Here is a 21,103-nt window from a genome sequence, read left to right as displayed (position 1 = left end):
GGGGAGGAGGGGCGCACAGATCGCGCCTGCGCGCCCGCAATCCCGGCACATCCCTTCACAACCGGGGACGGGAGGCGCGACACTCGCAGGCGCACATGAGCGTTGCCACCGCAACCTGCGGAAGTGAGGGCAAGTCATGTCCCTGCAGGACGATTTGAATGCCGTACGGCGCAACCTGGACGAGCTGACCCGCAAGGTCGAGCAGCTGGAGCAGAAGGCCGCGCGCCAGTCCCCGGCCGGCTCCTCCTCCCCCACGCCCCCGGGCCAGGGGATGGTCACCATCCCGGACACCCCGTACGACAGCGCGATGTGGACGGACACGGACGACGAGGGCCTCGGCGCCCGCGACCGTCGCGCGCCGTAGCGGCGTAGCCTCCGCCCTGACCACGGCCCCGCCGCCCCGGCGGGGCCGCGGTCGGGCTTTGCCGCTCCCCCGCATCACCGGGGTCCCGCACCGCCGCGTTCCGGTCCGCCTCCTCCGGCACCGCCTCGCCCGGCCGGCCCCGGCCGCAGGGCCGCCCCAGGCCTCACACCCCTCGTCCACTCCACCCGGAGTCCCTCTTGGCCACAGGAACAGAACCACCCGCCCGGCTGACCGGCGTCCACGACGCCTCCCGGGCCGAGATCCCCGCCCGGCACCTGCGCACCGACCGCTGGTGGCTGGCCCCCGCCGCCACCGCGGCGGGGCTGCTCGCCTTCATCGTCTACTCGACCTGGCGGGCCTTCGCCAACGCCGACTACTACGCCGCGCCCTACGTCTCGCCGTTCTACTCGCCCTGCCTCGCGGAGAACTGCGTCCCGATGCAGGGCGGCCCCAACTGGGCCCTGTTCGGCAGCTGGTGGGGCCTGTCCCCCGCACTGCTGATCCTGGTCTTCCCGCTCGGCTTCCGGCTGACCTGCTACTACTACCGCAAGGCGTACTACCGCGGCTTCTGGGCCTCGCCGCCCGCCTGCGCCGTCGCCGAGCCGCACGCGAAGTACACCGGCGAGACCCGCTTCCCGCTCGTCCTGCAGAACCTGCACCGCTACTTCTTCTACGCGGCGCTGCCGGTCGCCGCGATCCTCACGTACGACGCGCTGCTGACCTTCCGCGACGAGAACTACGAGTGGGGCCACATGGGCCTGGGCACGCTCGTCTTCCTCGTCAACACCGTGCTGATCTGGGCCTACACCCTGTCGTGCCACTCCTGCCGGCACATCATCGGCGGCCGCCTCAGGCACTTCTCCAAACACCCGGTCCGCTACCGCCTGTGGGGCTGGGTGGGCAGGCTCAACGCCCGCCACATGCTCCTCGCCTGGGCCTCACTGATCAGCGTGGCGCTCTGCGACCTGTACGTGTACCTGCTCGCCACCGGCGCCTTCACCGACCCGAGGATCTTCTGACATGGCTCAAGTCGACCGGCAGCAGTGGGACGTGGTCGTGGTCGGCGCGGGAGGCGCCGGGCTGCGGGCCGCGATCGAGGCGCGGGAGCGGGGCGCCCGTACCGCGGTGATCTGCAAGTCCCTGTTCGGCAAGGCCCACACCGTGATGGCCGAGGGCGGCATCGCCGCCTCCATGGCCAACGTCAACGAGCACGACAACTGGCAGGTGCACTTCCGCGACACCATGCGCGGCGGCAAGTTCCTCAACCAGTGGCGGATGGCCGAGCTGCACGCCAAGGAGGCCCCCGACCGGGTCTGGGAGCTGGAGACCTGGGGCGCGCTCTTCGACCGCACGCCCGACGGGAAGATCTCCCAGCGCAACTTCGGCGGCCACGAGTACCCCCGCCTCGCGCACGTCGGCGACCGTACGGGCCTGGAGCTGATCCGCACCCTCCAGCAGAAGATCGTCTCCCTCCAGCAGCAGGACCACGAGGAGACCGGGGACTACGAGTCGGGCCTCAAGGTCTTCCAGGAGTACACGGTCACCCGCATCCTCAAACAAGGAGACAAGGTCTCCGGCGTCTTCTGCTACGAACGCGAGTCCGGCCGCTTCTCGGTCCTGGAGGCCCCCGCGGTCGTGCTGGCCACCGGCGGCATCGGCAAGTCCTTCAAGACCACCTCGAACTCCTGGGAGTACACCGGCGACGGCCACGCCCTGGCCCTCCTCGCCGGCGCGCCCCTGCTCAACATGGAGTTCGTCCAGTTCCACCCGACGGGCATGGTCTGGCCCCCGTCCGTGAAGGGCATCCTCGTCACGGAATCCGTCCGCGGCGACGGCGGCGTCCTGCGCAACAGCGAGGGCAGGCGCTTCATGTTCGACTACGTCCCCGACGTCTTCAAGGAGAAGTACGCGGAGACGGAGGAGGAGGGCGACCGCTGGTACGAGGACCCGGACAACAACCGGCGTCCGCCCGAGCTGCTCCCCCGCGACGAGGTCGCCCGGGCCATCAACTCCGAGGTCAAGGAGGGCCGCGGCTCCCCGCACGGCGGCGTCTTCCTGGACGTCTCGACCCGCATGCCCGCCGAGAAGATCAAACGCCGGCTCCCCTCGATGTACCACCAGTTCAAGGAACTGGCCGACGTCGACATCACGGCCGAGCCGATGGAGGTCGGCCCGACCTGCCACTACGTGATGGGCGGCATCGCCGTCGACTCGGACACCGCCGCCACGGTCGGCGTGCCCGGGCTCTTCGCCGCGGGCGAGGTCGCGGGCGGCATGCACGGCTCCAACCGCCTCGGCGGCAACTCCCTCTCCGACCTCCTGGTCTTCGGCCGCCGGGCCGGCCTGCACGCCGCCGAGTACGCGTCCGGACTCCCCGCCCGCCCCACCGTCTCCCAGGACCAGATCGACGCGGCCGCGACGGAAGCCCTGGCCCCGTTCCACGCGGAGGAGGGCGCGGAGAACCCGTACACCCTCCACCAGGAACTCCAGCAGACGATGAACGACCTGGTCGGCATCATCCGCCGGGAGGGCGAGATGGCCCAGGCCCTGGAGCGGCTCGCCGCCCTGCGCGTACGGGCCCGCCGCGCCGGCGTGGAGGGGCACCGCCAGTTCAACCCGGGCTGGCACCTCGCCCTCGACCTCCGCAACATGCTGCTGGTCAGCGAGTGCGTGGCCCGGGCCGCCCTGGAGCGCACCGAGAGCCGCGGCGGCCACACCCGCGAGGACTACCCGTCCATGGAACGCTCCTGGCGCCCGCTGAACCTCCTCTGCACACCGGTGTCGCCCACCCCCACGGACCCGGCCGCCGACCACATCGAGCTGGTCCGCACCCGCACGGATCCCATCCGCCCCGACCTGCTCGCCCTCTTCGAGAAGGAAGAGCTGGTCAAGTACCTCGCCGAAGAGGAGCTCTACGAATGAGTACGTACGACGCGCGCTTCCGGGTCTGGCGGGGCGACGCGGAGGGCGGCGGCCTGCGGGACTTCACGGTCGAGGTGCACGACGGCGAGGTGGTGCTGGACATCATCCACCGCCTCCAGGCCACCCAAGCGGCGGACCTGGCGGTCCGCTGGAACTGCAAGGCGGGCAAGTGCGGCTCGTGCAGCGCGGAGATCAACGGCCGGCCGCGCCTGATGTGCATGACCCGCATGTCGACCTTCACCCGCGACGAAACCATCACCGTCACCCCTCTCCGCGCCTTCCCGGTCGTCCGCGACCTGGTCACGGACGTCTCCTTCAACTACGCCAAGGCCCGCGAAGTCCCCGCCTTCGTCCCGCCCGAGGGCCTCAAGGCCGGCGAGTACCGGATGCAACAGGTGGACGTGGACCGCTCCCAGGAGTTCCGCAAGTGCATCGAGTGCTTCCTGTGCCAGGACACCTGCCACGTGGTGCGTGACCACGAGGAGAACAAGACCGCCTTCGCCGGCCCCCGCTTCCTGATGCGGGTGGCGGAGCTGGACATGCACCCGCTGGACGCGGCTGCGGAGCAGGGCCTGGACCGCAAGCGCACCGCCCAGGAGGAGCACGGCCTGGGCTACTGCAACATCACGAAGTGCTGCACGGAGGTGTGCCCCGAGGGCATCAAGATCACCGACAACGCCCTGATCCCCCTCAAGGAACGAGCCGTGGACCGCAAGTACGACCCACTGATCTGGCTGGGCAACAAGATCCGCCGCAGGCCGGAGTGACTCCCGCCGGTGGCCCGGGCCGTAGCGGCTCCGGGCCACCGCGGTCGGCGCTGACACCGCACGACACCCCGCCCATGCACGAAAACGATGCGTTTCAACAGGTCAGCCAGACCCGCCCGCCGCGCGACGGCCGAAGCGCGCAGCGATCTGTGGCGGCTCACGTCCGGCCACGCCGGGCCGCCCGCCACGCGACGGCCGAAGCGCGTACCGGATCTGTGGCGGCTCACGTCCGGCCACGCCGGGCCGTGCGCCACGCGACGGCCGAAGCGCGTAGCGATCGTGGGCGGCTTATGAAGGTGCACAGACGGCCCGGAGGCCGCCGAGCCGGGCGGGGGGCCTACGGACGCTGCCGCGTCCGCCCCGTGGGGCGGGGGCCGGGGCAGCTCCGGTGACCGGGCGACGTGCCGCGGAACCGGGGATGCCCCTTCCCCGACGCCGGGTCCCGGCCCTGAGGGTGGTTGGTGGTTGATGTCCCCCCAGGTCGTTTTCCTGGGGCTGTCCGCCGAGGGCTTTTCCTTCCGGGCCGGGGTGCCCTGTCAAGGGTGGCCCGAAGGGCCATCGCGCAGCGACGCGTAGCGCAGCGGAGCGCCCTTGACAGGGTGCCCCGGCCCGGAAACCCTCGGTCGGCGGACGGCCTCAGGCTGGGCCGGCACGTAGGTGCGGGCGCGGGACGGGGGCAGCTTTGACAGGCCCGGGGTGGCTTCGCGTGCCCCTTGAGGGATGCCCCCGCCTCCGGAGGCTTCGAGTACCGCCCCGGTCTGTGGGCGTCCGCCGACCGAGGGTTTCCGGGGCGGGGTGGCCTGTCAAGGGCGCTCCTTCGTCGCGTCGCCTGCGGCGATTCCACTTCGTTCCACCCTTGACAGGCCACCCCGCCCCGGAAGGCAAAGACCTCGGCGGACACCCCCAGGAAGGACGCCCAGGGGGACAACGCAGGCACTCCGGTACCAGGTGCGCGTCCCGGCGCCGGGGTGCGGGCCCGCCCCACGGGGCGGACGCGTCAGCGTCCGTAGGCCCCCAGCCCGGCTTGGCGGCCTCCGGGCCGGCCGTGCCCCTTCATAAGCCGCCCACGATCGCTACGCGCTTCTCCCTCACGCGGCAGTCGGCTCGCACGGGGTGAAGACAGGGCGGTGCGGTGGAAGCGGACGGCCGGTCAAGGCGACCCGCATTCCGCCCACAGCAACTTCCCGCCCGGTTCTCCGTACAGCCCGCCGCTGCCCAGCGGGTACGCGCCCCAGTTGTCCGCGTAGGACTGCACGAGGAACAGCCCTCGGCCACACTCGGCGGTCGTCGCGGGGGTGTCGGCCGTGCCGCCCGGCGTGAAGGGCGGAGGGATGTGCGGGTTGCTGTCCCAGACCGCCACGCGGAGGCGGTCGGGGGTGAGGGCGCGCAGGCGGAGGGTGTACGGGGTGTCGGAGTGCAGGTAGGCGTTGGTGACCAGCTCGCAGGTCAGCAGCTCGGCCGTGGGCTCCACGGCGGTCATCGCGTGCACCTGGAGGACCCAGCGGAGCATCCGCCGGGCGAGACCCGGGGCGCGGGGATCCTGCGGAAGTTGGAGGGTGTAGGCCCACGACGGGGCTACGGTGACACTCATGGAAGTCTCCGATCACGGAGGGGTGTTGGTGTCGATGCGTGTGGTGCCCGGTGACCAGGTCGCTCCGTCGAGCGGGGTGCTTCCGGGTGGAGGCCCGACTCACAAACTAGCGGCTCCATGTAATTAGTTACATGGAGCGCAGGGAACAAGTAACAAACCCACTCCTGTGGGTTACGACGGCCGTTCGAAGGAGCATGAAGTGGCCACGGCCCGCCAACTCCGGCTAGCTCGCGAACTGCGAACCCTGCGCGAACGCGCGGGCCTCAACGCCACCCAGGCCGCGCAGCACCTCGGGATCCGGCAGACGCAGATCAGCAACATGGAGGCCGCGCGGATCGGCGTGAGCCCGGAGCGCGTCAGGGCGTTGGCCGCCCTCTACGAATGCCCGGACGAGGCATACGTCCAAGCGCTGGCCCGCATGACCGAGCGTCGGCGCGGGTGGTGGGAGGAGTACCGCGGGGTGCTTCCTGATGGCCTGCTCGACCTGGCGGAACTCGAACACCACGGCACAGGGCTGAGGACCGCACACACCTCGCACATCCCTGGGCTCCTGCAGACCGTCGAACACGCTCGCGAGATCTACCGCCAGGCCATCCCCGAGCTCTCCCCGCCCGCGATCGAGCACCGGATCTCGCACCGAATCAAGCGCCAAGCGGTCCTGCACGGACCAGACCCGGTGCGGTACCGCGCGATCGTGCACGAAGCAGCGCTGCGCATGCGTTTCGGCGGGCTCCCCGTCGTGCGCGGCCAGTTGGACCACCTGCTCAAGATGTCCGAGTTGACGCACATCGAGCTGCGTGTGATCCCGTTCTCGGCCGGCTCGTACCCGGGCTCGGGCCAGACGATCAACTACGTGAGCGGCCCCGTGCCGCAGCTCGACACCGTGCAACTCGACCAGTCGCACGGTGTTGTCTTCCTGGGCGAGGAGGAACGCCTCACGCAGTACCGGCTGCTCTTCGAGCGCCTGGAGGGACTGGCCCTTCAGCGTGCAGAGTCGGCTGAGTTCATCCGCCAGATCGCCGCTTCGCTGTGAAGGAGACCCACTGATGAACGAGCCGCTGTCGTGGCAGAAGTCGTCGTACTGCGCACAGGGCGAGGCCTGCGTCTACGTCGCCCACGGCCCCACCGGCACCCGCGTCGCCCAGCGCGCGGACGGCGGCGGACCTGTGGTGGCCGTGGATTCCGGCGCCTGGGCGGCGTTCATACAGGCCGTGAGGGCCGCCGACCTGCAGTCATCCCGGAAGCCGTGAAGGGGCCCGTCATGCCCAACCCCACCTGGCGGAAGGCGTCCCATTGCGGTGAGGGCGAGGCCTGCGTCTACGTCGCCCAGGACCCCACCGGCACCCGCATCGCCCAGCGCGCGGACGGCGGTGGGCCTCTGGTGGCCTTCGGCCACGACGCATGGGCGGCGTTCATCCGGGCTCTGAGGGGCGACACGGCGAGGCGCCAGAAGGGAACGTTTCGGCTTTTTCAGCCCTTCTAGAGTGATTTCGCATCGATCACTTGGTACTGCCACGTACCCGTCCCCGAAGGGCCGTTCCATGCGCCTTCGCCAGGCCGCCGTCACCGCAGTCGGCGTGCTCGCCCTCGTCATGTCCGCACCCAACCCCGCCAGCGCCTCCACCGGCGATTTCCTCTACAAGGTCGGACCCGGCGTCCAAGCCGGTCTGGCCGATCCCGAGAGCGGCACCTGCATCAACCTCTTCGGAGCCACCGAGGAGAACGCGGCCTTCGCGCCCCAGAACTTCACCGACGCCACGGCCACGGTCTTCCTCGACTTCGACTGCGAGGGTGACGTCTTCTACGTCATGAACCCGGGCAAGAAGTTCGGGGACCGTCTGAAGCTCAGGTCCGTCATCTTCTCCTGACACCAGCCCCTCCACGGCCTGCGGCCGTCCGCTCGCCCCCCTGCGGCTCCGGTCGCGAGGGGGCACCGGCCCCCATACCCTCCCAAATGTGACGCCGCCGAAGAGACGTGCCAGCGACCGGATACCCCTGCGCGCCGCCATGGCGGCCGCCGCCGTTCTGCTGGCCTTCGGCGTGCTGCTCGTCGTGCATGCCGCCGGCGCGCGGGCCGACGATCCGATCTCCCTCGACCGGCAGGGGCAGGTGACCGACCGGGTCGGGGCTCTCGGGGAGCGGCGGGGGGAGGTAGTCGAGGCGCTGGAGCGGCTCTACGCCGGCCACCGGGTGCAGCTGTTCGTGGCGTACGTGGACGACTTCTCCGGGCGGTCACCGCAGAGCTGGGCCGACGCCACTGCCGAGCGCAACGGGCTCGGCCAGAACGACCTGCTCCTCGCCGTCGCCACCGGCGCCCGCCAGTACGCCTATTCGGCCGATGCCGACTCCGGGTTCACCGAGGCGCAGCTCGCCACGGTGGCCCGGGACGCCGTCGAGCCGGCACTGCGGCAGAACGACTGGGCCGGCGCCGCGATCGGTGCGGCCGACGGGTACGGCGCGGTGCTCGACGGCAGGCCCGTGCCCACCCCCTCGATCACCCCGGGCGACCCCGATCCCGGTGCCGGTTCCGGCAGTGAGAGCGGCGCCGGGGACTACGTACTGCCAGTGGTGGCGGTCGGCGCGGCCGGGGCGCTCGGCGTGTACGCGTACACCCGCAGCCGGCGCAAGAAGTCCGGTACCCCGCCCGGCAGGACCGCCACCTGGGGCGGGCCGGCGCCCGGACAGCCGTCGGTGGAGGAGCTCGACGCCAAGGCGAAGGCACTGCTCGTCGAGACCGACGACGCGGTGCGCACCAGCACCGAGGAACTCGGGTTCGCGTCGGCGCAGTTCGGCGAGGAGGCCGCGAAGCCCTTCACCGAGGCCCTCGCGTACGCCCAGGACGAACTCACCGCCGCCTTCCGGCTGCGCCAGCAGCTCGACGACGCGTACCCGGAGGACGAGCCCACCCGCCGCCGGATGCTCGACGAGATCATCGCCCGCTGCACCGAGGCGAACCGGCGGCTGGACGGGGAGTCGGCGGACTTCGACCGGCTGCGCGCCCTGGAGAAGAACGCCCCGCAGGCCCTGGAGGCGGTCGAGGCGCAGTTCCGCGAGCTCACCGGCCGGGCCGGCATCGCCGAGGCCACCCTGACCGCGCTGCGCGGCCGGTACGCCGACTCCGCCTCGGCGCCCGTGGGGAGCAACCCGGAACAGGCGAAGGACCGGCTGCTGTTCGCCACCACCAGCCTGGGCCTGGCCCGGCAGGCCGTGGACGCCGGCGACAACGCGCGGGCGGCCGTGCAGGTGCGGGCCGCCGAGGGCGCCGTGGACCAGGCCGCCACGCTCGTCGACGCGGTCGAGCGGCGCGCGCAGGAGCTGGCCGAGGCAGCCGGGAAGCTCGACGGCGCGCTCACCGAGACCGAGACGGACCTCGCGGACGCGCGCGGGCTGCTGACCGGCACCTCCGAGGGGGTGTCGACCGCGGACCTGCGGGGCCGGATCGGCCGGGCCGAGGCGGTGCTGGCCGACGTACGGCAGGAGGTGGCGGGCGGGCGGTACGACCCGATCGACGCGCTGCGCCGGGTCGAGGAGGCGGACGCGGCCCTCGACGAGGCTCTGGCCGGGGCGCGCGAGCGGGAGACCGCGAACCAGCGCGCCCGGGCCCTGCTGGACCAGGCGCTGCTGACCGCGCGGAGCGCGATCGGTGCGGCCTCGGACTACGTCACGACGACGCGGGGCGCCGTCGGCAGCCAGGCCCGCACCCGGCTGGCGGAGGCGCAGCGGCACCTGGAGCGGGCCCGGGCCCTGGCCGGCCAGGACGCCTCGGGCGCGCTGGCGGAGGCGCAGCGGGCGGACGCGCTGGCCCGCGAGGCGCAGGAGCTGGCCGAGCGGGACGTACGGGGCTTCCAGCCGCCGTACGGCGGTGGCGGCGCGGGCGGCCGCGGGGGCGCCGTACTGGGCGGGATCATCCTCGGCGAGATCCTGCGCGGCGGGTCCGGGGGCTTCGGCGGGGGCCGGGGCGGTGGCTCCGGGGGCGGTTTCGGCGGCGGCTCCGGGCCGGGTCCGGGTTCGTTCGGGGGCGGGGGCACGCGGGGGCGCATGGGCGGCGGCGGCCGTTTCTGACGTACGCGTACGACCACTACGAGGAAAGCGATCCACGATGAGCAAGCAGACCATCCTCGGCCGCGTCACCCAGCTGGCGAAGGCGAACATCAACGCGCTGCTGGACCAGGCGGAGGACCCGCAGAAGATGCTGGACCAGCTGATCCGGGACTACGGCAACAACATCTCGGAGGCGGAGCAGGCGGTCGCGACGACGATCGGCAACCTGCGGCTGATGGAGCAGGACCACCGGGAGGACGTGGAAGCGGCCGCCGAGTGGGGCGAGAAGGCGCTGGCGGCGAGCCGGAAGGCGGACGAGCTGCGGGCGGCGGGCTCGACGGCGGACGCGGACCGCTTCGACAACCTGGCGAAGGTCGCGCTGGGCCGGCAGCTCCAGTCGGAGAGGGAAGCGAAGACGGCGGAGCCGACGATCGCGGCGCAGACGGAGGTCGTGGACAAGCTGAAGTCCGGGCTGGACTCGATGAAGGCGAAGCTGACGGAGCTGCAGGCGAAGCGGGACGAGCTGGTGGCGCGGGCGAGGACGGCGCAGGCGCAGAACACGATGCTGGACGCGGTGAAGAGCATCGACGTGCTGGACCCGACGAGTGAGATCAGCCGGTTCGAGGACAAGGTGCGGCGGGAGGAGGCACGGGCGCTGGGCAAGGAGGAGCTGGCCGCCTCTTCGCTGGACGCGCAGTTCGAGTCCCTGGACGACCTTGGCCGCCGGTCGGAGATCGAAGCGCGGCTGGCGGCCCTGAAGAACCGCGCCGCCTGACCCTCCCGGGTGGGTGCCGGTCCCGTGCCGGGTGCGGGTCCCGTGCCGGGTGCGGTCCCGTGCCGGATGCCGGTCCCGTGCCGGATGCCGGTCCCATGCCGGGTGCCGGTCCCGTGCCGGGTGCGGGTCCCGTGCCGGGTGCGGTCCCGTGCCGGATGCCGGTCCCGTGCCGGATGCCGGTCCCATGCCGGATGCGGTCCCGTGCCGGATGCCGGTCCCATGCCGGATGCGGTGCGGGCCGTCTGCCGGGTGCGGGTCGTTGCCCTGCGGGGCGAGTCCCCTACCCGCCCTTCCACCGTTCCCCGGGCTCCGCCCGGACCCCTTCGGGGGCTCCGCCCCCGGACCCCCGCTCCTCAAACGCCGGAGGGGCTGAATACAGCCTCGCCGGCGTTTGAGGCGCGGGGTCCGGGGCGGAGCCCCGGGAAACGGAGAAAGGGCGGGGCGGGGAGAAGGCTCCGCGCAGCGGCAACGGACCGCACCCCGCACGGCGCCGCACATGGCATCGGCACCGCGCCCCCGGCACGCAACGGCACCCGGCACGGAACCCGCGCCCCCGGCAACGCACCGCACCGCACCGCACCCGGCACGGAACCCGCGCCCCCGGCACACCGCACCGCACCCGGCACGGGACCGCACCCGGCACGGGACCGGCAGCGAACCGCACCCCGCACGGGGACCGGCTACCCGTAGAGCTCCAGCAGTTGCTCCGCCGAGAGTTCACCCGCGGCCGCGACCTCGGCGCCCGGGAGGGCCAGGTCGAACCACACCGTCTTGCCCCGCGGGGTCCGCCGGCTGCCCCAGGACGTGCTGAGCAGGCCCACCAGCTGCAGCCCCCGGCCCCCCTCGTCGGTGTCGCGCGCCCGCCGCCGCCGCGGCTGCGCCAGGGCCCCGTCCCAGACCTCGCACACCAGGGTCCGGTCCAGCAGCAGCCGCAGCCGGATCTCGCCCTCGCCGTACCGCAGGGCATTGGTGACCAGCTCGCTGACCAGCAGTTCCGTGGTGTCCGCGAGGCCTTCGAGACCCCACGCCACCAGCTGCGCCCGGGCGAACTCCCGGGCGCGGCCCACCGAGACGGCCTCCCGCGGCAGCGACCAGTCGCCGACCGCGTCACCCGGCAGCCCCTGGACCCGCGCCATCAGCAGGGCGATGTCGTCCTCGCCGTGCCGGGTCTCCAGGCTGTTCAGCACGTGGTCGCAGACGTCCTCCAGGGGCCGGGAGGGGTCGGTCAGCGCCTCGCGCAGGCCCCGCAGCCCCTCGTCCAGGGTGTGGTCGCGGGACTCGACCAGCCCGTCGGTGTAGAGGGCGAGCAGCGCGCCCTCCGGGAGCTCCACCTCGACCTCCTCGAACGGCTCGCCGCCGACGCCCAGCGGCATGCCGGGCGGCACCTCAAGCAGCAGCGCCCCCGCCTCGCCGCTCTCCACGAGCACGGGCGGCATGTGGCCGGCGTTGGCGATGGTGCAGCGCCGGGTGACGGGGTCGTAGACGGCGTACACGCAGGTGGCGAGGTACACCTCGGACAGGTCGGCGTCCCGGGAGCGGGAGGCCTGGGCGCCGCCCGGCGCGCCGAGGCCGCGGGCGACCTCGTCGAGCGCGGACAGCACTTCGGCGGGTTCGAGGTCCAGCAGGGCGAGGGTGCGTACGGCGGTGCGCAGTTCGCCCATGGCGACGGCCGCCCGCAGCCCGCGGCCCATCACGTCGCCAACGACGAGCGCCGTGCGGTGCCCGGGCAGTTCGATGACGTCGAACCAGTCGCCGCCGACCTCGGTGGCGGTGTTGCCCGGGAGGTAGCGGCAGGCGATGTCCAGGCCGGCGGCCTCGGGGTCGCCGGGGGGGAGCAGGCTGCGCTGGAGGATCAGGGCGCGTTCGTGCTCGCGGCGGTAGAGGCGGGCGTTGTCGATGGACACGGCGGCGCGGGCGGCCAGTTCGACGGCCACGGCGCGGTCCCGCTCACCGAAGGGCTCGCTGCCCTTGGTACGGGAGAACTGGGCAAGTCCCACCACCGTGTCGTGCGCGACCATCGGCACGACGAGGGTGGACTGCACCAGGTCGTCGGGGCCGGAGCCCAGGATCAGCCGGGGCCGGGCGGTGCGCAGGGCGAGGGCGCCGGGCGAGGCCGCGGGGTAGCGGTGGATCTCGCCGACGGCGACCGGACCGGCGGGTTCGGCCCCTTCGCCGACGGACGCGGCGGTGCCGGTCAGCGGGGCGTCGGAGACGGCGCTGGCGAAGGCGACGCGGCGCAGGGGCGCGGAGGGGAGCCGTCCGCCGGCGGTGCCGGTGGCGGCGGAGTACGGGCGTTGGGTGCCGGGTCCGTTGCCGTGGCCGGGGCCGGGCGCGTGCACGCGGCCGGGGCCGTCGTCGTCGCCCTGGAGCAGCCCCTGGTAGAGGTCGACGGCGGCGAGGTCGCAGAAGCCGGGGACGGTGACGTCGAGCAGTTCGCGGGCGGTGGTCTCCAGGTCGAGGGAGTTGCCGATGCGGGAGCCGGCCTCGTTGAGCAGGGCGAGGTTGCGGCGTACGCCGGCGGCCTCGCGGGCGGCGAGGTGGCGGCGGGTGACGTCGGTGCCCAGGCCGGCGACGCCGATGGGGCGGCCGGAGGCGCCGTGGACGCGGTAGAGGTTGATGGACCAGTGGCGCTGTTCGCGGCTGCCGGGCGCGGCGCCGACGATGCGCAGGTCGGTGACGGCCTCGCCGGTCTCCAGGACCCGTTCCAGCGCGGCGGTCATGCGGTCGGCCTCGCGGCGGGAGAGGTAGTCGTGGACGGTGCGGCCGCGGTGGTCCTCCACGGCGCCGCCGAAGACGGTCGCGAACCGGCGGTTCGCGCGCTGGACGGTCAGGTCCGTGCCGAAGAGGAGGAACCCGAACGGAGATTGGCCGAATATCGCCTGAGAGGCGGCGAGGTCGGACTCGATGCGCCGCAGCGCCTGGAGGTCGACCACGACGCAGAGTGCGGCCCGGTCGCCGTCCTCCGTCTCGGTGGGCATGACGTAGATCTCGGCCACCCCGTGCTCGCCGTCGCCTCCCGGGATCCGGAAGGGGACGAGGCCCGTCCACTCCTTGCCGTCGAGGATCTCGGCGATCTTGCGGTGGCCGCCGGCCCGCAGCTCGGCGGGCATGAAGGCCTCGACCGGGTCGCGGCCCACCGCGTCGGCCGCCCTCAGCCCGAAGAGTTCTTCGGCGCGCAGGCTCCACTGGTCGACCAGCCCGTCGGGCCCGATCGAGAACGAGGCGACCCGTATGTAGTCATAGATCGAGCCGGGCGGACTGCTGTGCCACATGCTTTCGCGCCACAGTTCTCCGGGCACTTGGGTCTCTCGTGCCTGCGCAGGTATTTCGCTCACGCGACCGTCCCCTCCAGCTCACCGCAACCGGACCGGTCATGGACGAAGTATTCAGCACCACGGCCATCACCGGTACGGCGTTCTCGATCACAGCACGGTCTCGGTCGCCCCCGTGGCCCCGTCGGCACGGTGGCGGCTCCGGTCCGCTCGCGGTGATCTTCGGAGTCCCTTCACCTCTTTACTCACCGGGCAGCGCCAACTCGAACCACACGGTTTTCCCCGTCTTTCCGTGGCGGGTGCCCCAGCGCTGTGCGGAGACCGCCACCAGGTGCAGTCCCCGCCCCCCTTCGTCGTCTGCTGTGGCGACCCGTTCGCGGGGCGGATCCGGAAGCGGATCGGAGACCTCCACGAGCAGCGCGGGGCGCGGTACGGAGGCGTCGGTGGCCGGATCTCGTCGTACCAGCCGGACGCCGATCGGCCCGGACGCGTACCGCAGGGAATTGGTCACCAGCTCGCTGACCAGCAGGACGGTCACGTCGCCGACGGAGTCGAGACCCCAGGTCCGCAGCGCGCCGCGGACGGCGTGACGGGCGGTGCGGACCGCGCCGGGTTCGGCGGGAAAGGCCCACTCGGCGCGGTCGGCGCGGTCGCCTTCGGTCTCGATCACGCCGATCACTTCCCGGGCCCCGTGGGGCCCCAGTCCGGTTTTCAGAGGGACGAGATAGGGATTAATAGCGACATACCCGATATCCGGGGCGTCGTACCGCCCGGGGGCCCACCCACCGGCGCACTGTGGCACGAACGGCGTATGTACCCGACCCCATGCGCCCTGCCCGGCGCACCACGACGACCCCGCGCGCCCGACCGTGCGCCGGGTGTGGCCAGAGGGGAGGACGGGACGTCGAGGGGCGGGCGAAGCGTGTCGGAGGGGTCAGACGCGGCCGGCCCGCAGGCGGCGGCCGGCCTCCGCGACGGCGGGGCGGTCCTGGTCGAGCCAGTCGACGGCGTCGAGCTCGTCGGGGCCGAGCCAGCGCAGCTCGTCGTGGTCCTCCAGCGGCCGGGGCTCGCCGGAGACGAGGCGGGCGGTCCACACGTGCAGGACCAGCCCGGGCTTCAGGGGCCACTCCCCCGGGAGGCGCTCCAGCGGCTCGGCCTCGACGCCGAGCTCCTCGCGCAGCTCGCGGACCAGCGCCTCTCGCCCGGTCTCGCCGGGTTCGGCCTTGCCGCCCGGCAGCTCCCAGCGTCCGGCCAGCTCGGGAGGGGCGCTGCGCCGTGCGGCCAGCAGGCGCCCGTCATGACAAAGGGCTCCGCCCACGACCACGCGTACCGTCATGGGCGGAGCCTATGGGATCTGTCGGGGGTCGTTCCGTGCGTCAGTTCTGCGTGACCGTCTGGCCGATCCGCTCGACCCAGTACAGCTGCTTGTGGCCGCGGTCGTCGAGGCTGTCGGCGACCTTCTGGGCCTCGGCCCGGGTGGCGTAGCGGCCCACCCGGTAGCGGTTGCCGTTGTCGTCCTGCCGTATCACCAGCCACGGGAGCTCGGCACCGCTGTCGTTCATCGCGCTTCACCCTCCGCCGACGGGCACACCCAGGAAACCGCATGATGCATATGCCTGAGCTTACGCCCGACCTTTACGGAGCGGATACGTGTTTTCACGAAGAGATACCTCACAGGCGTACGCATCCGGCCATGCGTACGACTGAGGCGCGTGCGCGGGGTCAGATCCGGCGCACGGACGGCATCGGGAGCACCACCGCACCCCCTCCGCTCCCCTTGCGGCAGACGTCGCCGCAGGTGGCGTCGAGCGAGCAGCACAGCGAGCAGATGGGGCCCGACTGGACGGGGCAGTCGGCGATGTCGGGGAGTTCGTACGCCGTCTCGCAGACGGTGCACTCGTGGGTGGCGGTGACGTCGGGCACGTCGGCGTCCGGGCCGTTCACGGGATTCGGGCGCGCGAGGTAGTACTTCCCCTTCGTGGCCCAGGCGATCAGGGGGCAGAGCAGCAGCGCGACCCCGGCGGCGATGAAGGTGGAGAAGGCCTCGGCGTACCGGCCGAAGAGCCCGAAGAACGCGAGGATGGACAGCACCGAGGCGATGGCCATCGCCCCGAATCCGGCCGGATTCACCGCGTACAGGTAGGCCCGCTTGAACTCGATGTAGGGCGGGCTGAGTCCCAGCCGCTTGTTGATGACGAGGTCGGCGGCGACCGCGGCGATCCAGGCGATGCCGACGTTGGAGTAGAACCCCAGCAGTTTGCCGAGCACGGCGAACATGTCGAGTTCCATCAGCGTGAGCGCGATGGCGAGGTTCAGGAAGATGTACCAGACCCGGCCCGGGTGGCGGTGGGTGATCCGGGAGAAGAAGTTCGACCAGGACAGCGAGCCGCTGTAGGCGTTGGTGACGTTGATCTTGATCTGGGAGACGATCACGAACACGGCCGCGGCGGGCAGGGCGAACGCGCCGAGCCAGGGGCGCAGCGCCTCGATCTGGGGGGCGATGGGCTCCAGGGCATGGGTCTTGCCGACGGCTTCGAGGGCGACGAAGGCGAGGAAGGCGCCGCCGATCTGCTTGGCCGCGCCGATGACGACCCAGCCGGGGCCGGCGGCCAGGACGGCGAGCCGCCGGGTGCGGGCGTTCTTCTCGGTCCTGGCCGGCATGAAGCGCAGGTAGTCGGCCTGTTCGCCGATCTGGGCGATGAGGGAGAGCGCGATGCCGGTGCCGAAGCCGAAGCCGATCCAGGAGAAACCGGAGCCGGCGCCCTCGGTGCCGCCGAAGTGGGCGAACTCCGCCCAGGAGCCGGGGGCCTCGAAGGCCAGCACCAGGAAGGGGAGCACCAGCCCGAGGATCCACACGGGCTGGGTCCAGGCCTGGAGGCGGGCGAGGGCGCCCATGCCGCGGAAGACGAACGGGATGACGACGAGCGTGGTGACGAGGTAGCCGAGTTCGACCGGCAGCCCGGTGGCCTGGTGCAGCGCCTGGGCCATGATCGAGCCTTCGAGCGCGAAGAAGATGAAGGTGAAGGACGCGTAGATGAGGGAGGTCAGGGTCGAGCCGAAGTAGCCGAAGCCGGCGCCCCGGGTGACCAGGTCCATGTCCAGGCCGTGGCGGGCGCAGGCGCGGGCGATGGGGATCCCGGTGAGGAAGATGACCACCGCGGCGGCCAGGATGGCCGCGATCCCGCTGGTGAACCCGTAGGCGAAGACGATCGAGGCGCCGATGGCGAAGTCGGCGAGGTACGCGATGCCGCCGAGCGCGGTGCCGGCGACCGCGCCGGGGGACCAGCGGCGGAACGAGTGGGGGGCGTAGCGCAGCGAGTAGTCCTCGCGGCTCTCGTCGGCGGCGAGCCGGGCGTAGTTGCGGCGGGGGCCCTGGCGCCGGGGGGTGTGGGTGGCCGTGTCCGTCATGCGGGGACCGTAGGGCGGGTGCGTGACGGGCCGCCGCACGGCGCCGTTGCCCGGCGGTTACGCGGCCTGACGTCACGTCAACTCCGGGTTAACGCACCCGGACACCGCGTCCGGCTACCGTACGCTCCCGCTCGCGGCCGGCCCGTACGCGGCACCGACCGGCCCCGGCACTCCCGCGCCCCCGCGCCCCGGCCCGCATCCCCACAGTCGCCCCGGCCCGCGCCCCCGCCCCCGCTACCGGACCGGCAGGTGGTACGCCACGCGGTAGCGGTCCGCCGGGACGACGACGTCGGCGGTCTCGACCGCGCGTCCCGAGGCGAAGTACGTGCGGCCGATGACCAGGACCACGTGCCCCGGGACCCCGCCGAGCGCGAGGATCTCCTCCGCGAGCCCCGGGCGGGCGCCGACCTCCTCCACGACGTTGTCCACGACCACGTCGATCGCGGCCATCCGGTCCACGACGCCGCAGCCGCCCAGCGGCCCCTCCTCCGGCAGCATCACGGGCGTGCGGCCGGTGACGGCGAGGGGCTCCCAGGAGGTGGAGAGCATCATGGGCTCGCCGGCGTCGCGGAAGACGTACCGCGTGCACATCACACGGTCGCCCGGCTCGATCCCGAGGCGCTTGGCGATCTCGGGCGGCGCGGTGGTCTGCTCGCTGCTGGACTCCCAGGTGCCGCGCGCCCCGCTGTCGGCCTGCTCCTGCCGGAAGGGGGTGGACGTGCCCCCCGTGCGGTACCCGGCGCGGGCCACGCGTCTGGGCACCGGCTGCTCCCGTACGTACGTGCCCGAGCCCGAGCGGCCCTCGACGAGGCCCTCCGCCATGAGGACCTTGCGCGCCTCCAGCGCGACCGTGTCGGACACGCCGTACTCCTCGCGGATCCGGGCCTGCGAGGGCAGCCGGGTGTGCGGGGGCAGGGACCCATCGACGATCTTGCGTCGTAGATCCCCCGCGACGCGCAGATAGGCCGGCTGCTCACCGAAAGTCACGGGCCACTCCCATCAGGTTGACAGACAGCAACAGCCTGGCAACCGTCGGTTGTTGACCGCAAGCGAGGGCCAAAGATTCACCCAATGTGATGAAGGTGAGGTCGGGAAACCTGCGGCGCAGCCCTTACCGACAGTACAACGATCAAGCGTTTCCGGCCGCTTCGTCAACCTCCCCTTGACCGGGATGGTCCAGACCAATACGTTCCCCGGTGCACGGCCCGGCAACTCCCGTATCCGCGTTGGAAGTCCGAAGGAAGCCCATGCGCCGCAGCACACTCGCCAGGCTGGCCGTAGCCGCCTGCTCCCTCTCCCTCCTCACCGCGTTCGCACCCGCCGCGGGCGCCGACGACACCGCCGACCGCACCACGGACCGCACCGCCGCGACCTCCCACGCCCGGCACGCGTACAAGCGCGTCGGCTACTTCACCCAGTGGGGCGTCTACGGACGCGACTTCCAGGTCCAGGACCTCGACACCAGCGGCACCGCCGCCAAGCTGACCCACGTCAACTACGCCTTCGGGAACATCGGTTCCGACGGCAGGTGCGTCATGGGCAACATCCCCGGCGAGGCCGACGCCTGGGCCGACTACCAGCGCCCGCTGGACGCCGCGAACTCCGTCGACGGCGTCGCCGACACCTGGGACCAGCCGCTCGCGGGCAACTTCAACCAGCTGCGCGAACTCAAGGCCCGGCACCCCGGCCTGAAGGTGCTGCTCTCCCTGGGCGGCTGGAGCTGGTCCACCCACTTCTCCGACGCCGCCCTGACCCCCGCCTCCCGCAAGGCCCTGGTCTCCTCCTGCCTCGACCTCTACGTCAAGGGCAACCTCCCGCAGGACGGCACCCGCGGCGGAGCCGGCGCGGCCGCCGGCGTCTTCGACGGCATCGACCTCGACTGGGAGTGGCCCGGCTCCGCGGGCGACACCGACACGAAGTACCGGCCCGAGGACAAGCGGAACTTCACCGCCCTGGTCCACGAGTTCCGCACCCAGCTCGACGCGTACGGCCGGACCGTGAAGCGGAAGTACGAGCTCTCCGCGTTCGTGCCCACCGCCCCGGCCAAGATCGACGCGGGCTTCGAGGTCCGGAAGATCATGCGCGACCTCGACTTCGTCACCCTCCAGGGCTACGACTTCCACGTCTCGGGCGAGCCCGTGACGGCCCAGCAGTCCGCCCTCCACGCCCGCGACGACTTCAGCGTGGACGGCACCGTGCGCGCCTGGCTGCAGCGCGGCGCCCCGGCCCGCAAGCTCGTGGTGGGCATGCCCTTCTACGGCCAGGGCTGGACCGGCGTCACCGGCGGCGGCGACGGCATGGGCCAGCCCGCCACCGGCCCCGCCCCGGCCACCTGGGCCCCGGGCTACGAGGACTACAAGGCCCTCAAGAAGCTCGCCGCCTCCGGCACGTACGAGGTGTACCGCGACCGCCGCGGCGGCCACGCCTGGCTCTTCGACGGCACCACCCTCTGGACGTACGACGACCCGCAGGTGCTGCGCCGCAAGTCCGCCTACGTACGCGCCAACGGCCTGGGCGGCGCGATGTTCTGGTCCCTCGACGCCGACACCCCCGACGGCGAGCTGATCACCGCCGTGGACCGGGGCCTGACGCGCTGACAGCACCGCCTGCCAGACTCCGGCCCATGAGGAATTCGACCGTACGGACGGTGAACGGGCTCACCCGGCGGTGGGCCCGTTCGCTCGGTTCCGGGGACAGCACCGTGTTCACGGCGGCCGGGCTCTGGCCCCTGCTCGCCCTCCTGGCCGACGGCGCCGAGGGCCCGGCCCGCGACGAACTCGCGGACGCGCTCGGCATACCGGCCGGGGAGGCGGCCGCCACGGCCCGGGAGCTGTTCCAGGGCCTCGCCGGGATCGGCGGCCTGGAGACCGCCCTGGGCCTGTGGACCCGCGCCGCCCTGCCCCTGCGCGAGCGGTGGGCCGCGGGCCTGCCGGAGGGCACCCGCGGCACCCTCACCGGCGTACCGGACACGGACCGGGCCGCCCTGGACACCTGGGCCAAGGAACGCACCGGCGGGCTGATCGAGAAGATGCCGGTGACCGACCCCGCCGCGGCCCTGATGGTGCTGGCCTCGGCGCTGGCGCTCGACGTGTCCTGGCTGCACGCCTTCGAGCCGGTGCCACAGCGTCCCGCGGACGGGCCCTGGGCGGGCCGTACGGTCGCGGGCCTGTACCGCCTGACGTCGTCGCTCGACCGGGTCGGCGTCGCCCGGACCCCGGCCGGCCCGCTCACCGTCCTCCAGGTCGGCGGCGAGGCCGGGGTGGACGTCCACCTCGTACGGGCCCCGGAGGAGGTGCCGGCCGGCGAGGCGCTGGCGCTGGGCCTGGACGTGTCGACGGGCGTCATCCCCGCCCTGCCCGGGGACCTGCTGCCCGAGGGGACCCCGGGCCCGGGCGTGACGGTGGGCATCGTGGAGGCGTTCTCCCCGACGCCCTCGCTGGAGGTCTCGACCGTGGCGTTCGAGGTCTCGGCCGAGCACGACCTGACGGAGCGGGCGCAGCTGTTCGGGCTGGCGACGGCACTCCGGGACGGGGACCACTTCCCCGGGATCAGCGCGGAGCCGCTCGCGGTCGGCGAGGCCCGGCAGTCGGCGCGGGCCGAGTTCCACGCGGAGGGCTTCCGCGCGGCGGCGGTCACCGCGATCGCGATGCGGCCCGGGGGCGGCCCGCCGCCGGCGAGGCACCGCGTCCGCCGGATCCGGGTGGCCTTCGACCGGCCCTTCGGCTTCCTCGCCGTACACCGGGCCAGCGGGCTCGTCCTGGCTGCCGGCCGGGTGGCGGAGCCGCTGCCGTTCCCGCAGCGGCGCCCGGCGCCCGGCGGGGTCATGCGCATGCCCTAGGGCGGGAGCCGGGGGCGGGGGCCCTGCCGGGGCGGGGACGCGGAAGGGGGCGGGCACGCTGCCGGGGGCGGGGACGCGGAAGGGGCGGCCGCTCGTGGCGGCCGCCCCCCTCACGCTGCCCGGGT

The 21,103-nt window shown here is 72.8% G+C and carries 19 protein-coding genes; 12 read left to right on the top strand and 7 right to left on the bottom strand.

From position 1 onward, the window contains the following. Window positions 1–136: 136 nt before the first annotated feature. The 4 genes from ACIQUQ_RS24665 (at window position 137) to ACIQUQ_RS24650 (ending at window position 4,053) form a co-directional block, all read left to right on the top strand. Entirely contained in the window at window positions 137–364 is a 228-nt protein-coding gene (locus tag ACIQUQ_RS24665; protein WP_399944923.1) for a hypothetical protein, read from the top strand. Between the two features lie 197 nt (window positions 365–561). Beyond that, the gene (locus tag ACIQUQ_RS24660; protein ID WP_403979538.1) at window positions 562–1,383 is read left to right on the top strand and encodes a hypothetical protein; all 822 of its coding nucleotides are present in this window, start codon (window positions 562–564) and stop codon (window positions 1,381–1,383) included. A 1-nt stretch (window position 1,384) separates the two neighbouring features. Beyond that, a complete protein-coding gene (locus tag ACIQUQ_RS24655) occupies window positions 1,385–3,286 on the top strand; it encodes a fumarate reductase/succinate dehydrogenase flavoprotein subunit (RefSeq protein WP_403979535.1) in 1,902 nt (633 codons plus the stop codon). Continuing rightward, a complete protein-coding gene (locus tag ACIQUQ_RS24650; RefSeq protein WP_403979532.1) occupies window positions 3,283–4,053 on the top strand; it encodes a succinate dehydrogenase/fumarate reductase iron-sulfur subunit in 771 nt (256 codons plus the stop codon). Before ACIQUQ_RS24655 ends, ACIQUQ_RS24650 begins: the two co-directional genes overlap by 4 nt. Before the next feature lie 1,150 nt (window positions 4,054–5,203). On the opposite strand, the gene ACIQUQ_RS24645 is transcribed toward ACIQUQ_RS24650, so the two are convergent. Continuing rightward, complete coding sequence (locus ACIQUQ_RS24645) at window positions 5,204–5,644, bottom strand: ATP-binding protein (protein WP_403979529.1); 441 nt, start codon at window positions 5,642–5,644, stop codon at window positions 5,204–5,206. Between the two features lie 199 nt (window positions 5,645–5,843). Between ACIQUQ_RS24645 and ACIQUQ_RS24640 the strand changes: the two genes are divergently transcribed. The 6 genes from ACIQUQ_RS24640 to ACIQUQ_RS24615 all read left to right on the top strand — a co-directional run bounded on the left by ACIQUQ_RS24640 (window position 5,844) and on the right by ACIQUQ_RS24615 (window position 10,460). After that, on the top strand, window positions 5,844–6,677 hold the full coding sequence (locus ACIQUQ_RS24640) for a helix-turn-helix domain-containing protein (protein WP_403979526.1): 834 nt from the start codon (window positions 5,844–5,846) through the stop codon (window positions 6,675–6,677). A gap of 13 nt (window positions 6,678–6,690) precedes the next feature. Beyond that, window positions 6,691–6,894, top strand: coding sequence for a DUF397 domain-containing protein (locus tag ACIQUQ_RS24635; protein WP_403979523.1), 204 nt, complete (start codon window positions 6,691–6,693; stop codon window positions 6,892–6,894). Between the two features lie 11 nt (window positions 6,895–6,905). Further along, a complete protein-coding gene (locus tag ACIQUQ_RS24630; protein ID WP_403979520.1) occupies window positions 6,906–7,127 on the top strand; it encodes a DUF397 domain-containing protein in 222 nt (73 codons plus the stop codon). A 58-nt stretch (window positions 7,128–7,185) separates the two neighbouring features. Then, window positions 7,186–7,512: a hypothetical protein gene (locus tag ACIQUQ_RS24625; protein WP_403979517.1), complete on the top strand. Its 327-nt coding sequence runs from the start codon at window positions 7,186–7,188 to the stop codon at window positions 7,510–7,512. A gap of 139 nt (window positions 7,513–7,651) precedes the next feature. Further along, window positions 7,652–9,706, top strand: coding sequence for a TPM domain-containing protein (locus ACIQUQ_RS24620; RefSeq protein ID WP_403979650.1), 2,055 nt, complete (start codon window positions 7,652–7,654; stop codon window positions 9,704–9,706). A gap of 37 nt (window positions 9,707–9,743) precedes the next feature. Further along, complete coding sequence (locus tag ACIQUQ_RS24615; protein ID WP_403979514.1) at window positions 9,744–10,460, top strand: PspA/IM30 family protein; 717 nt, start codon at window positions 9,744–9,746, stop codon at window positions 10,458–10,460. A 680-nt stretch (window positions 10,461–11,140) separates the two neighbouring features. Here ACIQUQ_RS24615 and ACIQUQ_RS24610 read toward each other — a convergent pair. The 6 genes from ACIQUQ_RS24610 to ACIQUQ_RS24585 form a co-directional block, all read right to left on the bottom strand. Further along, window positions 11,141–13,732, bottom strand: a complete 2,592-nt coding sequence (locus ACIQUQ_RS24610) for a SpoIIE family protein phosphatase (protein WP_403979511.1) — start codon at window positions 13,730–13,732, stop codon at window positions 11,141–11,143. A gap of 241 nt (window positions 13,733–13,973) precedes the next feature. Next, the gene (locus ACIQUQ_RS24605; RefSeq protein WP_403979508.1) at window positions 13,974–14,411 is read right to left on the bottom strand and encodes an ATP-binding protein; all 438 of its coding nucleotides are present in this window, start codon (window positions 14,409–14,411) and stop codon (window positions 13,974–13,976) included. A 255-nt stretch (window positions 14,412–14,666) separates the two neighbouring features. Beyond that, a complete protein-coding gene (locus ACIQUQ_RS24600; RefSeq protein WP_403668803.1) occupies window positions 14,667–15,068 on the bottom strand; it encodes a (deoxy)nucleoside triphosphate pyrophosphohydrolase in 402 nt (133 codons plus the stop codon). 40 nt (window positions 15,069–15,108) lie between these two features. Next, on the bottom strand, window positions 15,109–15,294 hold the full coding sequence (locus tag ACIQUQ_RS24595; RefSeq protein ID WP_403668805.1) for an SPOR domain-containing protein: 186 nt from the start codon (window positions 15,292–15,294) through the stop codon (window positions 15,109–15,111). Between the two features lie 160 nt (window positions 15,295–15,454). Further along, window positions 15,455–17,140: a purine-cytosine permease family protein gene (locus ACIQUQ_RS24590; RefSeq protein WP_403979505.1), complete on the bottom strand. Its 1,686-nt coding sequence runs from the start codon at window positions 17,138–17,140 to the stop codon at window positions 15,455–15,457. A gap of 234 nt (window positions 17,141–17,374) precedes the next feature. Then, complete coding sequence (locus ACIQUQ_RS24585; RefSeq protein WP_403979502.1) at window positions 17,375–18,127, bottom strand: GntR family transcriptional regulator; 753 nt, start codon at window positions 18,125–18,127, stop codon at window positions 17,375–17,377. Between the two features lie 260 nt (window positions 18,128–18,387). Here ACIQUQ_RS24585 and ACIQUQ_RS24580 point away from each other — a divergent pair, with 260 nt between their 5' ends. Together ACIQUQ_RS24580 and ACIQUQ_RS24575 are read left to right on the top strand one after the other, a co-directional pair. Beyond that, entirely contained in the window at window positions 18,388–19,737 is a 1,350-nt protein-coding gene (locus ACIQUQ_RS24580; RefSeq protein WP_403979499.1) for a glycoside hydrolase family 18 protein, read from the top strand. Window positions 19,738–19,763: 26 nt separating this feature from the next. Continuing rightward, window positions 19,764–20,978, top strand: a complete 1,215-nt coding sequence (locus ACIQUQ_RS24575; RefSeq protein ID WP_403979494.1) for a serpin family protein — start codon at window positions 19,764–19,766, stop codon at window positions 20,976–20,978. Window positions 20,979–21,103 lie beyond the last annotated feature (125 nt).

Source organism: Streptomyces sp. NPDC101118, assembly GCF_044759445.1.
Lineage (GTDB): Bacteria > Actinomycetota > Actinomycetes > Streptomycetales > Streptomycetaceae > Streptomyces.
The sequence above is the reverse complement of the archived record's forward strand: the minus strand, read 5'-3'. Positions and strand labels throughout refer to the sequence as shown.